The following is a 13,789-nucleotide window of genomic DNA, read 5'->3' on the forward strand; positions in this document are numbered from 1 at the left end:
TAAATTTTCATTCATTTACACCACTCCAAAATCAGCAAGCCGACTTTTCGCAAACCTTATATACCATTGCTTATCAAGTTTATACGGAACTTTTATTTCATTCACTTCATCATTATAAATAAAGCAGTGTTCAGGGGAATTGGTTAGCTTTTCAGGTCTGCCTGTCCTTGCGCTGATTTTTTGAACCCCAGCATCAGAATCAAGCTTTGAAGCAAATATCCTGATGCACTTTTCTTTCAATTTTTTATCACCATGAATAATGTCTGTGTATTTATTGCTTATTTTCGATACCAGTTGAAATTCCTTTAATTCATCACACTTCAGGATACTATCTTCAATTGAAATACCATGAACCATGTAATTAATTAACGCTTTATTAAGGATAGGAAGGTCATAATCCAAGTTGGAAAGCTTTTTAACATAACCGCCTTTTGATTTGATTTTGCCATCATCACCAATCAAAATGTAATTGTTTACATCCTTTTGAAACACCTTGCTAAATAATTCAAATTCCATTTTCATACCGGTTAAGCATTCCCATTCATAAACAGCATCATCAAGAAGGTCATAATCGTCTATGCTTTTAAGTTTTAGCAGAATACCATCCGTATTGCTCTGAATTAGCTGTGCATATGATTCGACCATTTCAATTAACATCAGCAGCATAAGCTGTCCATTAACACAAACCGCATTATTCATCCGAGGATCATACAGTTTACTGTTCTTATCTTTAAGCTGTCCACTCATGCTGTTATCAGCAATTTTGAATGGTGCTCTTGCTTTTTTATTTCCTTCAGCTTTATACCTTAGGTTTTGGTTGTGCATCAATTCAAAGTTTTCAGGTTTTGACATGTTTCTATAACCAAACTTATATTTAAGCTGAATTGATGGATAGTATGCAGTAACATCCGCAATCAGCAGCACTCCTGATTCAGTATTTTTCTTTTTTGCCCCATGAATGCCGCCCCAACTAAATGTATGTGGCACACCTGCAATGACCGTTTCCAATGACTTTGAATAATCATAGTTTTCAGGGTTCTTGTACCAGTCAAGCACATATTTGTATTTGTTCAGCTTCAAGCAGGGTACAATGGGAAATTCAAATTCATTGTCATCAAACTTCTTTCCCATGCCACCACAGATTTCAGCCACAAGCTGTGCTTTGGTCTTGCTGTATGAAGAAATCGGAAGATTGAACAGCTTTATCAATTCCCTTGAAGCGTTAAATTCTTCACTTCGTTGTAAGAATACTTCAATGGTCTGTTCTACATCATGGCGACAATATTTTACCGTTTCATTCAGTTCTTCTTGTGTAAGCTTTCTTTGAATATCGAATGGAACAGAAGTTTCCTTGATGTTATTTCCCATGAAGCCTTCAAAGCTTTTCAGTCCTCTGTCTGTGCTAAGCATCACATCATAATTTATAAGTGGAATGTCCCGCAACATAGAAGAATACTTCCATCCTGAATTACCTTTTACAATGATGTAATCATTAATTGTTTTTGGGTCAAATCCGCAAAGAATGCCTTTCAGGATGTATTGGTCATAGTGCCTGGAATTGAAACCAACCCAAATGTCATTGATGTTTTCCTTGTGAAGCTTTTCCAGTGCATCAGGGTCATTGATGATGACATGTTCACGCTTGTTTGTCACATCATTGATGACAACCAACCAGTCATATTGAAAAACTTCAAAGTCATAGAATAACATCTACATCACATCCTTTCAGAAAATAAATGGGGGAAGGGGAAAGCCCTTCCCCCAATGTGTCAACCGCTGTGCTTACTCAACTTCAAACACATCTGTGATTTCGTATGTACCAAAGCCCTTTTTGCCTTCTTCATACGAAAGACCAAATTCAAGCTTGCCATCAATGGCTTCATGCATATCCATCAGAAGCTGTGCATACTGCTTGTATGTTTTGAAGTCAATGTCAAGCCCTGTGTCCATAGAAAGCAACAGTTCATTGACCTTATGGATACAGAACGACTGTGCGATAACTTGATTGTAGAAGATCAAACTACCCTTGTATTCACCTTCAGAAACAACTTTGAACCAAATGGAAACCATGGGAGCACCTGCTTTAGATTTGGTAAGTTCCATCTTGTTGATATTTACTTCATAATCACCAAAAGGAACAGGGGTGAAGCTACCACCACTTTCTTTTTGTTCCTCAACTTCTTTTGCAAGTTCTTCTGTGTTGTACAACTTGTCAAATTCATCCCAAATATTTTTCTGTGCCATAATTTATTTACCTATACCTTTCAAATTTGATTGTTTATTGTTTTTTGAATTTTTCGAACAAGTTCATTCAGTGTTGAACGGTTCAGCCGTTTGCCGAATTCAAGTTCATTCGTCATTTCCAGGCATATTTCTTTTATGTCCTGAAAAGCTGTGGTGTTGGATTCCAGTGAAGCTTCATAAGAAGAAAGGTCACTGTTCACCTTCTGTTCCGTGTAGTCAGCAGCTTCTTGAAGTTCCTGCACAAGGGTTTCAAAGTATCGTTCTGCTTCAAAACCTATGTACTTCTGAATCAGCCACTGAAAGTCTTTGGCATCAAACAAGGTGTGATTCTTGCCATCAGCCAGGGTCATGACCATGCCCATCAGTCAAGCCCTTCAAACAGACCGCCGAAAAGCATCTTAACAATGGTCATTGCAATGTCCTGCTGCTCTGTGGGCTTGAAATCTTCTATGTTCTCAAAGTCCGAATCCGTGAACAGCTTGTCAAACAGCAGTTCCCTTGCAGCAGCAATGAAAAGCTTTTGCAGTTCAGGGTCTTTCTTGCACTGCATGTCAATACACTGTCTGAAAAGGGATTTCCGCAGGAAAGTCCCCCTTTCTTTCGGCATACCTTTGGGAATCGGTGTCAGCTTTGAAGCACATTTCAGATCAGTGATGTTTCTGTGTGCTTCCATGTACTTGAACAGTTCATCATACTTTGACATTATCATTCACCCCTTTTCTTTCTTGTTCTTGTGACAAGTTTTTCCGCAACAGGTGCTTCCTTCGCTGTGCATTCCTCAACAGGGGGTGCAGCAGATTCATCACTTCCTGTTGCTACTGTTCCTTCATCTGTGGAAGTTGTTTCTGTGCTTTCTTCAACAGGTTTACTAAACTGTTCCTTTTCATCAGGCGCATCTGCATCAGTAGGTGCAGGAACAGCTTCTGTTTCAGGCGGTGTGTTTTTCACAGTCCTGTATGCTCTGCCTGTTCTTCCAGTGGAAGATGAACCATTGATTGCACCTTCTACCTTCTCACCATGCATGGTTTTTACAGCGTTTGCATTAGCTTCCGCATATACGGCAAGGAAAGCATCATAATCAAGCGGAATTTCTGTTGTGCTGACCGTTAAACGCCCACCACCAAAGATAACTTCATTTGTCTTGAAGGAAAGTGTTCTGACATCACCGTCAGCCACAACCCTTGCGACAATATCAACCATACCTGCAACCTTGTTTGCGATTTTTTCCTGTAAATTCGGCTTGATAGCAGTAATTTTGTCACCACCCTTTTTGGTGATATCTTTGCTTGTGTCCTCATGGGAAATCAAGATGATGTTTTCATAATCCATGTTTACCAGGCGTTTCATAGTAGACAGATATTCAGTTCTTTCTTTGTCCCAGGCGCGATAGGAATCATCAGATTCATGGGTGATGCCCATTTGGTCATACATGTAAAGTCTGCAATGTTCATGACAATCTTCTAGAAGGTCAACAATTATGGTCTTGAAATTATTTTCCTTCTTTTCAAGTTCTTCAATCGCATCCTTGAACACCGCCCAGGCAAACACCCTTTTGGGTGACATTCTGCCGTTGGCTTCAACCTTGTCCTTGATGCTGATGTACGGTGCGTCAACGAACTTGATATTTCCATCAGTATTTAGCATCAGGGGGTCAGGAAACTTGTTTGCGAAGGTGGTCTTTCCGCTGAATGGCGAACCATACAGCCAAATGACCTTTTTTTCAATCTTTTCAATATTTCTTCTTTCATTCTTCGGTAACAACATATAATCAATCCCTTTCTGACAATAGTCTTGATACTCGCACCAATTGCACAAGTATCCTGTGTTTTGTGGAAAATCCACTGCTTCCTGTGACCGTTTACCTTTCAGAAGGTATTCAATCACTTTATTTGGGTCATATTCGATTTGAACAAGTGAAGGTTCAGCATCTTCAAGTTCATCTTGAATCCGCTTTCGAAAATCTGATAATCCTTCAGTCTTTTTCTGCTTAATTCCGATTTTCGGAATGAACAGGAAGAAAAGATTTCTAATGGTCTTGCCAGGATTCATCTGTTCAAAGAAATATTTGTACAGATGCAACTGGTCTGAATCTTTGTACCTTTTGACATTGTTTGAATATTTGAAGTCATAAATGTCATACACATTCGGAACTTCCGAATCATGAAATCCTGTTACTGGTGCAAGAAGATCAATAAATCCTGTAAAATCTCCCGATGAAATCTCAACTTCAAATTCACCCTTTGGTATAAATCTTGATGCTTTTGAAATTAACTTTTCAAGTTTTATTGCTTCGTTGATATGATCATCTGTGATGATGTGGTATGACATGTAATATTCATTAATCGCTGCATCAACACCCTTTTCCAGTCCTGTATGTAAGGCGGTTCCGATAATAAGCGGATTGTCTGCATTATCAGGTGGTAAAGTCAATAACTTGTCACAATATCGCAACTTGTACTTGAATGGGCATTTTTCAAAGCATTCAATTCTGCTATGTGACCATTGCATTGCATCACCCCTTTCACTATGTTTTTAAACTGTTCAAACCCTTTTGGGTACAGAACTAAGCCGATGCCATGTGAACTGTTGATTGAAGCTGTATTCTTTTTCTGCAAGTCAGAAGGTTTTCCAGCATCACTTTTAAGTTCTGCGCTGATGAAAACGCCGTTCACGCAAAGCAGCAGGTCAGGAATACCGCTTTTCTGATAACCACCACCCCAAACCTTCAAGTACCAACCGCATTCAGGAACAGTTTTTTTGTTCTGTGGACACCCTGCTGCATAAATACCTTCCGATTCAAGCCACTTCTTGATTTTGTTTTCAAATTGCTTTTCCTGTGCCATACCGTTTTACCCCCTTGAACACAACCCAGTGTTCCATGCGTGTTGTATGTTTTCTGATTGTGTAACCCATTCAAGCTGTGAAGCTCTGCAATCGTGTTTCTTACCCTTCTTGTGGTTTACAATGTCTTTGCCTTCGGGTTTATCAATGAAGGCAACAGCAACCAAAATGTGCAGCCTTTCACACCGTCCATCAATCTTCACACGCAGATAACCTTTTCCGTCATCATAGGGGGAAAGAAGATTTCTAGTTTTAATATTCATGACATTGCCAAGGCTGCTAATTATGTAATTTGGATGGTTATCAATAACCTTCCACCTTTCTTTTGGCATCAGCGCACCACCACGAATTCACGCCAGTGCTTTGCAAAAGGGCTTCTTCCGTCAGACTGCTTTTTGTTCAAATGATAGTAACCTTCAAGCAGCATATTTCTTCTTGCAATAGCTCTCTTAATCTTCCGCATCTTTTTCACCATCCTTTAAATGTTTTAGGATGAAATCGAATGCAGAACAATATGTAAGACCTTTTTTAATTTTGCCTTCATCAACTTTAGTGATATAAGCAAAAGCAGAAGCAACAGTCCATTTTCTTTTCTTAACCATTATTTTCACCGTCCTTGATTTCCACTTTTATATATGCAGATTTTGCAGAAGTCTTTGAACACTCATTTGCAATATCAGGGTATTTCTTTTTCAGCTTAGCACTGTCAATGCTTGTGGAAGTAGTTGCTGCAATGTAGGTAATATTCAAGATGTCAGATTCAAATTTTTTGATATTCGCCTTTTCCATTGCTTCTTTCAGCTTATCCTTCATTTCTTTTTCAACAGCTTCAAGTGCTTTCTTCTGTGTACAAATATCAGCAATTTTTTGAATCACTGCAAGCTGCTGCACCTGGAAAGTTGCAAGTGCAGTTTCTTCATCAGGAAGGGATTCACCACAGTTTTCAGGAACTTCACTGCATCCATCGGCGCACGAATCGTATTCTGAGCAGAAATGACAGCATCCTGAAAACTTTCCTAAGGGGCATTCATTTTTACACTTAATCATTTTCATTTATCCTTTCAAATTTATAAGTTTATTACGCAAAGTGTGCATCCTGTAAAAAACATAAGACTAATAGAAGTCTGTACTATTCCGCACATATACGAAATCGTTTCTTGTTCGATTGCACCAATAGATCCAATTAACATAAGAAAAGATAAAACTGCTAATGTACCGAAAATAAATTTGTATGTTCTGCGTTTTTTATACTTTGCATTCATCGAATAGTTCATCAGTAAAATCCTTTCTTTGGTTTAGGGTTTGAAGAATCGCTTCTTCCACACTGTCACAACACATCATCAGATAATAGAAGCATGTTCTGTTCTGACCGATTCTGTGAATACGTTTCTTTGCTTGTTCATAAAGTTCACTTTTATCAGTAAGGGTGAAGAATACAACCTTGTTTGCTTTCTGAAGGTTTAATCCCATTGCTCCTGCCTGATACTGAATGAAAGTGATTGAATCGCTATCATTCTCATAAGCAAATAAATCTTTCACATGACCGTTCACTTCTGAAATGGGTCTTTCCAGTTCCGCTGTAATCTGCTTCAAAGAGTTCAATTCTTCATTGAAGTTATAGAACACAATCAAGCGGTCTTTTGTACTGGAAGCTAAGTCTCCGAAAGTTTGTAATTTGTCCCGATTGTAATGACCGCATAGCATTCTGCTGTAAAGGCGTTTGGTCAATGATGTATCACCGACCAATTCACAACCTTCAATTGTCACAATTCCTGTTTTTCTAAATTTGATGTATTCTTTGGTTTTTGGTACCATCATCGGAATCATCATCTGTTCAGGAAGGTCAATAACTTCATCTGACTTCATGAACACCGCACCATTTTCACGCATCTTTGATTTCAAGCGGTCAACATTCTTGTATGGTTCTTCTTTGTCAACAACCTTGTGAATAAATCCATCTGATTCAACTTTCATCCAATTTACATATTGCTTGTTGTAAAGTTCCTTGCTAATTTTCCATCCAAGCAGATGCATCTGTGACCAAAGGTTTTCATACTTTCCTGATGTCGGTGTTCCCGAAAGAAGAATCACATTGTCAGGATGCATTTTTAAAATGAATTTTGACCGCTTTGCGGTATCATTCTGAATCAAGGAAGATTCATCAAGCATAAGTGTAAAATGTTCTAAGCCAAGCAATTCTGATCGCCTGAATGCCAGGTCATAGTTGATTATTCCAACCGTCATTGAACATCCGTGATACCCTGCCCAAGCTGTATCATGAGATAAAAAATCATCAAGCTGCTTTCTGTCTGTCAGAAGGTAAATATTAATTTTGGGATAATTATCTTTAAAGTGTTTCATCCAATCATCGATTTTTGACTTCTGACAGACAAGAACATTTGTATCTTTACCAAGTTCAACCATCTTTTCTGAGCCGACAAATGTCTTACCAAGCCCCATGTCCAGGTAATAAGCAACCCTGCTGAACTGTTTTGTGTCTTTCAGTATTTGCTTTTGATAGGGGAATAGTTGCACCGCCATTTCACCCTGTTACCTTTCGATTTTTAATTTTCAATGTATTCTTCAAGCTTCTTCGGTGAAATGTGATAAGACCACTTCTCACCTGAAACTTTGCAAGCAAAACCAAACGGTGCTGTTCCCCTTTGTAATGCCACCCTGATGAACTGCCTTGACTTTCCAAGAATCTTTGCTGTCATTTCAACAGGTACATTTTTCAAGCCATTTGGATTAGGTGTTGCATCACTGCATTCTGTGATGCCTTGCAGGAAAGCTTCGGAACATTCAAGTGCATCAGCAATCTTCTTGATCGCAATGTCCTTTGGTTCGTTCTTTCCCGATATGTACTGACTTATTGATGATTTTCCGATTCCAGTCAATGCAGAAAGTTCAGATTGTGACATGTTCCTTTCTACCATTGCTTTCTTTAATTGTGCTGCAAAACTCATTTTGAATGCCTTCCTTTCATGTTATGTAGAATGTTATTCTACCTCTTGCGCAAAAAAAATTGTGTTTACTTCCGTTATGTGCAAAATTTTACATAACTTCATAATTTCACTTGCCCTGAATTCGTGCTTGTTGTTCAACTTATAGCTGAATGTGACCACAGAAACACCGAGTGCTTCAGCTATTTGTTCTTGATTCATGCCGCTTTCAGCAATAGCTGCTTTCAATTTCAATGTATTTGTCATTGTTTCCCTTCCTTTCTTTTAATTTTAGGTATTTTTAATATCCGACGCCGATATAATCAAGCACACGCGCCCCAGTAATTACAACCGTACATCTTAAGTGATTTTTCACGCCGACCGCCCTCAGATGCCATAAGCCCAAGATATGGAACGCTGTTATGCTGTTTCGCCCAATCGTCACAAGGCTTTTCTTTAAGGTAATAGCAGCACTTTGATGATACTTTAAAAGGTGGTATTTGATAATTCACATTCTCTTTTTCGTTTTCATAACCACCGAATTTTTCAAGCCATTTTTGCGGCATCTTCATTCGCGTGTTCTTGCGGTTCCCGCCGTATTCGCCCGTTTCTCCCGTAATAATTGCGTGGCGCACGGTTTCATTCTTCGAAGACGGGTTTTGAAGTAGCTCAATTTTTGCGGCGATTTCTTTCGATAGTACTGGAAAGCCAAACTCTTCAATGATCTGCGGCTTTTTCCACGGCTTGCCGTCCTCGCGGAGCGCAGGTTTGAGCCTTATAACTCCGAGCTGCTTATGTATTGCTTGTATGCTGCTGTCTTCAAGGTAAGATACCGATATAGCCGGCGCGTCTATGCCTAAACTGCGTAAAAAGAGAAGCAATGTTATACTATCAAGCCCGCCGACTGATATATGATAATTTTTGCCGTGTTCATCGCACTGCTCCACAAATTCACATGCTCGCGTTTCGGCATACCTGATTTTAAATTCATACGGTTGCTTTTGCTTAACCATAAAATCAGCCATTTTTCTTTCCGCGCCTATGGCGTGCATTCTTTCGATTACTGATTGTCCCATCTTTCCCTTCCTTTTTAATTCTTTTCTGCAAACTCAACATTTCCCTTTCATGGAAGGGGGAAAAATGAATTCCCCCTCTATTCAATCAACAAATGTGTGCTTGTCCAGGTCATAAATACCAACCAATTTGTCATTTACGAACACCCGAACCCTACGGAATGTAAATAGTTCATATCCTTTATAACCCTTCAATCCAAGGTTTTCACAAGCCTGTCTGATCTCATGATTGAGTGGGTCACCTACTTCTTTTCTAATTTCAATTTCAAAATACTGATTCATATAGAATAACTGGTTGTACAATTTTTGTGTGTACAGCATCCCATCATCCATTCTGACTTCAAGACCAAGCACACTGTTCAATATATCAGATGCACCGCAAAACCTGTCTGTAATTCCTTTGATTGCTTGAAGCTTTTCATAATCAGATTGAAAAGAAGGATTGTTGCCTTTGAAGATTTGGTCAGCTTCAATGATATATTTTTGAAGGCGGTCAAAAAGTTCAGTTCTGAATTCTTCCATGGTCAACTTGTTTTTGTCTATAATTGTTTTAATCATATTCATTTATCCTTTCTGTAAAGGGATTGCCCCCTTCACTTGAATTCCTTTACAAGAACCCTGATGTGCAGCCTTTGAATGTTATATCCACCTGCCAGGATACTTTCAATTTCTGCCCTGCCTTCTTTTCCAAGAACAAAACCATTAAGAACATTCATTCCACAAGCACCTTGACAATCATGAACATTTGACCAATCTGTGATTTTGCCTGTGATGTTCTTTACTCTATAATATAGGTCAAGAATCAATACCTTTGCATCCATCATGTTTTCATCATGAATCTGTTCATCAGTTTTGTCTTTGAACTGAACATCTGAACTCCTATATTTTTTATTGAACTCTTTCCATCCAAGTGTTCTGTAATCATCCTTCATGCGGTTTCTTCTTTCAACATCCCAAGCATCCCATCTTTCAACAAGCTCAATCTGCATTCGCTTCATAGATTCAGGAATATCTTTCAAAAGAATAGATTCTTTTTCAATTTCTCCTGCAAGTTGCTGTCTGTAATTTTCAAGAGTTGCTTTTGTTTCTTCAATTTCTCTTCTTCCACGTTTTATATCATCTTGCAGCCAATCAATATCACACATCAGCCAGTAAGCTTCATTGGATTTCTTGTTCACTTCATATTTATCAGTGTAAGGGTCAAATCCAAGTGTTTTGATTTTAGATTCTTTCTTTGCAATCAGTGCTTCTTTCTTAATGACGGTGCTTGACTTCTTTTCAATTTTACTTTCAGCATTCTGAATTCTATCGTTCAAGATTTCAATTCTCATTGTTGTCAAGCCCCCTTTCTGTTGCATTCTGCTATTTCAATTATGAAGAAGTTATCTTCATCTTCCTGTTGCCATTTCTTGCTGAATTTTTCAGCTTCATTGACACACTTGACAACCCCACGGTCATAAGCAGCACCATTATCACTTCTGTTGTATCTGTACCACTTATCATAACAATGGGTTTTTCTATCCTCATAACCCTTTTGTTCGTCTTTCTGCTGTCTTTCGGTATCCATTACTTCAAGTTCTTGTCCGGTATAAAGGTTTTCACCAAGTACATAGAAGGTTTCATTTCCTCTGTTAAACTTTTGAAGTCCGTTTGTAATACTCATTATTTCCACCAGTCCTTTCAATGTTTGGGTGATGTACGTAGAATGTCTTTCTACCCGATGGCGTCAGTATAGCAGATAGTAGAATAAAAGTCAACACTTTTTTAGAAATATTTTTAAAAAAAGTTGATTTTCATTCTATTTAATGATACAATAAGAAAAAATAAACAATATAGATTGAAGAAAGTTGGTTTATGATGACTACTGGTGAAAAAATCAAAAGCTTTCGTACCAAAAAAGGTTGGTCTCAGGAATATTTGGCAGAACTCATGGGATATCAGCATAAATCATCTATTAATAAAATTGAAATGGGTAAAAGTGATCTACCCCAATCAAAATTGCTAAAATTTGCAGAAATATTTGGAATAGAACCGCAAGAATTACTTGATATATCCGCAACCAATGAAAAAGAAGACCGGCATGAATTTAAATCAAGTGTGGTCACATACCCAATTAATACTATATTCAATCTTCCTGTTATCGCATCTGTTCGTGCTGGATATGATGGTGTTGCAGTGGAAGAATACCAAGGATTTGAATTTGCCTATGATTTAAAAAACCCCGAAGAATATGTTTGGTTTCGTGTTGAAGGTGATAGTATGGCACCGTTAATCATGAACGGTGATTTAGCCCTTGTCCGTAAGCAATCAGATGTTGATAATGGTGATATTGCAATTGTTATATATAATGGCGATATCGGAACTATTAAAAAAGTAATCAAAAATAAAAACGCCATAACACTTATGCCGTTAAACTCTGAATATGAAGCAAAAATGATTGTTGGAGAAGAATTAAATCAAATATGGATTTACGGTAAAGTTGTAGAAATCAAACGAAAATTAAATTAAGTGTTCAAGTTGTTTAAGATGTTCAAGTTACTTACTATTTCTTATATTTAAATTAAGACCAATTAAAGACAATTTATAAATAGCTATAAGAGAATATAGGTAATAAGAACTATCTTGAACACTTGAACATCTTAAACAGAAAGGGAATATTTTATGATTGAATACAATATTCGTTATGGTTCAAGCAATCCATCGAAGTTATATACAGTTAATGACTTAGAATGCTTATTCTTTGAAAATTTATTTTCAAAATTCAAAAAATGTAATTTAAACAATAAAACAGATATGATTAGAATGTCTGATGGAACATTAACAGTTAATTACTCAGGTTGTCCCATTGGAAAGATCAAGCTTCAAGGAAAGAATTATTGGATGCAGATTTTAACAAGTCTATATGACCATGAAATAATCGAAGGAAATATTCAAGTTTTCATACCCAAAATTGATGATTGGATTAAATATATCAATAATTACTTGAAAGGATAATATTTATAATGAAAAAAGGTAAAATAATAGGCTTAATTGTATTTTTGATGTTTATGGGAGCACTTGGATTTGGTATTTTACAAATAGTACAAAATCCTGAAAAATATCAAAAGAAAAATTCAAATGTAGATGTCATTCTAGATGCAACGTCTTTTTATCGTGATAACAAGACTGTGAATGAATCTCAACTGATTGAAATGAATGGACAACCTGATAGCATTGAAGAATGGACATATAATGGATTATCTGCTACATATGCAATCAGAACACTATATTATGGAAATTATTCATATCACTTCAATCATGATATGCTACAAAGAATTTCAATTGATAATGCTGAAATACCATATGAAAACAAGAATGATATTCTTACCATGTTTGGATTAAAAAAATATTCTAATACCAAAATTAATGATTTGAATGTTTCATACAGAGCTGATAAATGCGGTGTTTATGATTTTTGGATTCCTGTTATGGATGAAGATTCTCTTGATGAAATCAGAATTTCTTACACATCCTTGTTTGAACAATAAAAAGACCTGCTATGTAAAAACGCATAGCAGGTTCAAAAAGTGGTGATTGTATATGAAGTTACCCAATGGGTACGGCGCTGTTTATAAACTTCCAGGTAATAGAAGAAAGCCATGGGCAATAAGAAAGACCGTGTCATGGAATATTGACGATACTGGTGAAAAACTTACTAGACAATATAAATATATTGGATATTATGCGACAAGGCAGGAAGCACTTCAAGCATTAGCAGAATATAATACAAATCCTTTTGATATTCAGTCAGGAATTACTTTTTCAGGTGTATATGATAAATGGTCTGAACGTAAGTTCAAAGAAATTAGCGATTCCAATGTAAACGGTTATCAAGCTTCATATAATTTATGCTCTAGAATATACAATGTGAAATTTACAGAACTGAAGCTTTCGCATCTACAAGGAGTTGTTGATTCTTCCGATAAGAACTATCCAACTTTAAAGAAGCTAAAAACACTTTTCAATCAGTTATTTGATTACGCTGTAATGAATGAAATCATTGGTAAGGATAAACACATTGTTGAATATGTGAGTATTGGTAAGGTAGTTAAAAGCGATAAACATTACCGCTTCACTGATTCTGAAATTGATACTATATGGCGGTGGTCAAACAATAACGAATATATTCAAGTTATTTTAATGCTGATTTATAGCGGTGTCCGTCCAGGTGAATTGTTCAATGTAAAAAGACCGAATGTAAATCTTGAAGAAAAATCTTTCTACATTGAAAAGGGGAAAAATGACAATGCAGCTCGAAAAGTACCAATCCATGACAGAGTTTTGCCCTTTTATGAACACTGGATGCAGAAAGGTACTGAATATCTAATAACGCAGTTAAACGGTAAAAAAATCATGTTTGATGTTTACCATGGTCAATATACTGATACCTATTGGAAGCCATTACTTACTGATATGAAAATCTTTCAATACAAAAATGATAAAGCAGAAATGAGAGAACACACCCCTGATGACACAAGGCATACTTTCACTACTATGTGGAAAGAGAAGAAACTGGATGAAGCCATGAGAAGAAAAATCCAAGGTCATTCCGGTAAAGGCATCGGTGAATTGGTTTATACCCACTTTGAATTTGAGGAATTAAGAAAAGAACTGAATAAGCTTTAATGATGTAAAATCAATCCCTGATCA

Annotated in this window: 20 protein-coding genes; 4 read left to right on the forward strand and 16 right to left on the reverse strand. The window is 37.0% G+C overall.

Annotation, left to right across the window (positions count from 1 at the left end):
- Positions 1–15: 15 nt before the first annotated feature.
- The 16 genes from VB118_03115 to VB118_03190 all read right to left on the reverse strand — a co-directional run bounded on the left by VB118_03115 (position 16) and on the right by VB118_03190 (position 10,763).
- Positions 16–1,710 (reverse strand): hypothetical protein, encoded by a 1,695-nt coding sequence (locus VB118_03115; protein MEA4831590.1) that lies wholly within the window; start codon positions 1,708–1,710, stop codon positions 16–18.
- A gap of 72 nt (positions 1,711–1,782) precedes the next feature.
- Positions 1,783–2,244, reverse strand: a complete 462-nt coding sequence (locus VB118_03120; GenBank protein ID MEA4831591.1) for a DUF669 domain-containing protein — start codon at positions 2,242–2,244, stop codon at positions 1,783–1,785.
- A 20-nt stretch (positions 2,245–2,264) separates the two neighbouring features.
- Positions 2,265–2,606: a hypothetical protein gene (locus VB118_03125; GenBank protein MEA4831592.1), complete on the reverse strand. Its 342-nt coding sequence runs from the start codon at positions 2,604–2,606 to the stop codon at positions 2,265–2,267.
- The gene (locus VB118_03130; GenBank protein ID MEA4831593.1) at positions 2,606–2,953 is read right to left on the reverse strand and encodes a hypothetical protein; all 348 of its coding nucleotides are present in this window, start codon (positions 2,951–2,953) and stop codon (positions 2,606–2,608) included. The genes VB118_03125 and VB118_03130 overlap by 1 nt, the downstream gene beginning before the upstream one ends.
- Positions 2,950–4,752 carry an AAA family ATPase gene (locus VB118_03135; protein ID MEA4831594.1) on the reverse strand — a complete coding sequence of 601 codons (1,803 nt, stop codon included), beginning with the start codon at positions 4,750–4,752 and terminating at the stop codon, positions 2,950–2,952. The genes VB118_03130 and VB118_03135 overlap by 4 nt, the downstream gene beginning before the upstream one ends.
- A complete protein-coding gene (locus VB118_03140) occupies positions 4,671–5,087 on the reverse strand; it encodes a VRR-NUC domain-containing protein (GenBank protein ID MEA4831595.1) in 417 nt (138 codons plus the stop codon). Before VB118_03140 ends, VB118_03135 begins: the two co-directional genes overlap by 82 nt.
- Before the next feature lie 6 nt (positions 5,088–5,093).
- Entirely contained in the window at positions 5,094–5,417 is a 324-nt protein-coding gene (locus VB118_03145; GenBank protein MEA4831596.1) for an NUMOD4 domain-containing protein, read from the reverse strand.
- Positions 5,418–5,534: 117 nt separating this feature from the next.
- Positions 5,535–5,687, reverse strand: coding sequence for a hypothetical protein (locus tag VB118_03150; protein MEA4831597.1), 153 nt, complete (start codon positions 5,685–5,687; stop codon positions 5,535–5,537).
- Positions 5,680–6,138, reverse strand: a complete 459-nt coding sequence (locus VB118_03155; protein ID MEA4831598.1) for a hypothetical protein — start codon at positions 6,136–6,138, stop codon at positions 5,680–5,682. Before VB118_03155 ends, VB118_03150 begins: the two co-directional genes overlap by 8 nt.
- Positions 6,139–6,330: 192 nt before the next feature.
- Entirely contained in the window at positions 6,331–7,626 is a 1,296-nt protein-coding gene (locus VB118_03160) for a DEAD/DEAH box helicase (protein ID MEA4831599.1), read from the reverse strand.
- Positions 7,627–7,649: 23 nt separating this feature from the next.
- Positions 7,650–8,051, reverse strand: a complete 402-nt coding sequence (locus tag VB118_03165; GenBank protein ID MEA4831600.1) for a helix-turn-helix transcriptional regulator — start codon at positions 8,049–8,051, stop codon at positions 7,650–7,652.
- 33 nt (positions 8,052–8,084) lie between these two features.
- Complete coding sequence (locus VB118_03170) at positions 8,085–8,294, reverse strand: helix-turn-helix transcriptional regulator (protein MEA4831601.1); 210 nt, start codon at positions 8,292–8,294, stop codon at positions 8,085–8,087.
- Positions 8,295–8,350: 56 nt separating this feature from the next.
- Positions 8,351–9,103: a hypothetical protein gene (locus VB118_03175; protein MEA4831602.1), complete on the reverse strand. Its 753-nt coding sequence runs from the start codon at positions 9,101–9,103 to the stop codon at positions 8,351–8,353.
- Between the two features lie 81 nt (positions 9,104–9,184).
- Positions 9,185–9,658, reverse strand: a complete 474-nt coding sequence (locus tag VB118_03180) for a hypothetical protein (protein MEA4831603.1) — start codon at positions 9,656–9,658, stop codon at positions 9,185–9,187.
- Between the two features lie 35 nt (positions 9,659–9,693).
- Positions 9,694–10,431, reverse strand: coding sequence for a hypothetical protein (locus tag VB118_03185; GenBank protein ID MEA4831604.1), 738 nt, complete (start codon positions 10,429–10,431; stop codon positions 9,694–9,696).
- A gap of 5 nt (positions 10,432–10,436) precedes the next feature.
- On the reverse strand, positions 10,437–10,763 hold the full coding sequence (locus VB118_03190; GenBank protein ID MEA4831605.1) for a hypothetical protein: 327 nt from the start codon (positions 10,761–10,763) through the stop codon (positions 10,437–10,439).
- Positions 10,764–10,954: 191 nt separating this feature from the next.
- On the opposite strand from VB118_03190, the gene VB118_03195 reads away from it, so the two are divergent.
- The 4 genes from VB118_03195 (at position 10,955) to VB118_03210 (ending at position 13,765) form a co-directional block, all read left to right on the forward strand.
- Complete coding sequence (locus tag VB118_03195; protein ID MEA4831606.1) at positions 10,955–11,608, forward strand: XRE family transcriptional regulator; 654 nt, start codon at positions 10,955–10,957, stop codon at positions 11,606–11,608.
- A gap of 153 nt (positions 11,609–11,761) precedes the next feature.
- Positions 11,762–12,094 carry a hypothetical protein gene (locus VB118_03200; GenBank protein ID MEA4831607.1) on the forward strand — a complete coding sequence of 111 codons (333 nt, stop codon included), beginning with the start codon at positions 11,762–11,764 and terminating at the stop codon, positions 12,092–12,094.
- Positions 12,095–12,102: 8 nt separating this feature from the next.
- Positions 12,103–12,627: a hypothetical protein gene (locus VB118_03205; GenBank protein MEA4831608.1), complete on the forward strand. Its 525-nt coding sequence runs from the start codon at positions 12,103–12,105 to the stop codon at positions 12,625–12,627.
- 52 nt (positions 12,628–12,679) lie between these two features.
- Positions 12,680–13,765: a tyrosine-type recombinase/integrase gene (locus VB118_03210; GenBank protein MEA4831609.1), complete on the forward strand. Its 1,086-nt coding sequence runs from the start codon at positions 12,680–12,682 to the stop codon at positions 13,763–13,765.
- Positions 13,766–13,789 lie beyond the last annotated feature (24 nt).

The sequence above is a fragment of the Oscillospiraceae bacterium genome, from assembly GCA_034925865.1.
Taxonomy (GTDB): Bacteria; Bacillota; Clostridia; order Oscillospirales; family SIG627; genus SIG704.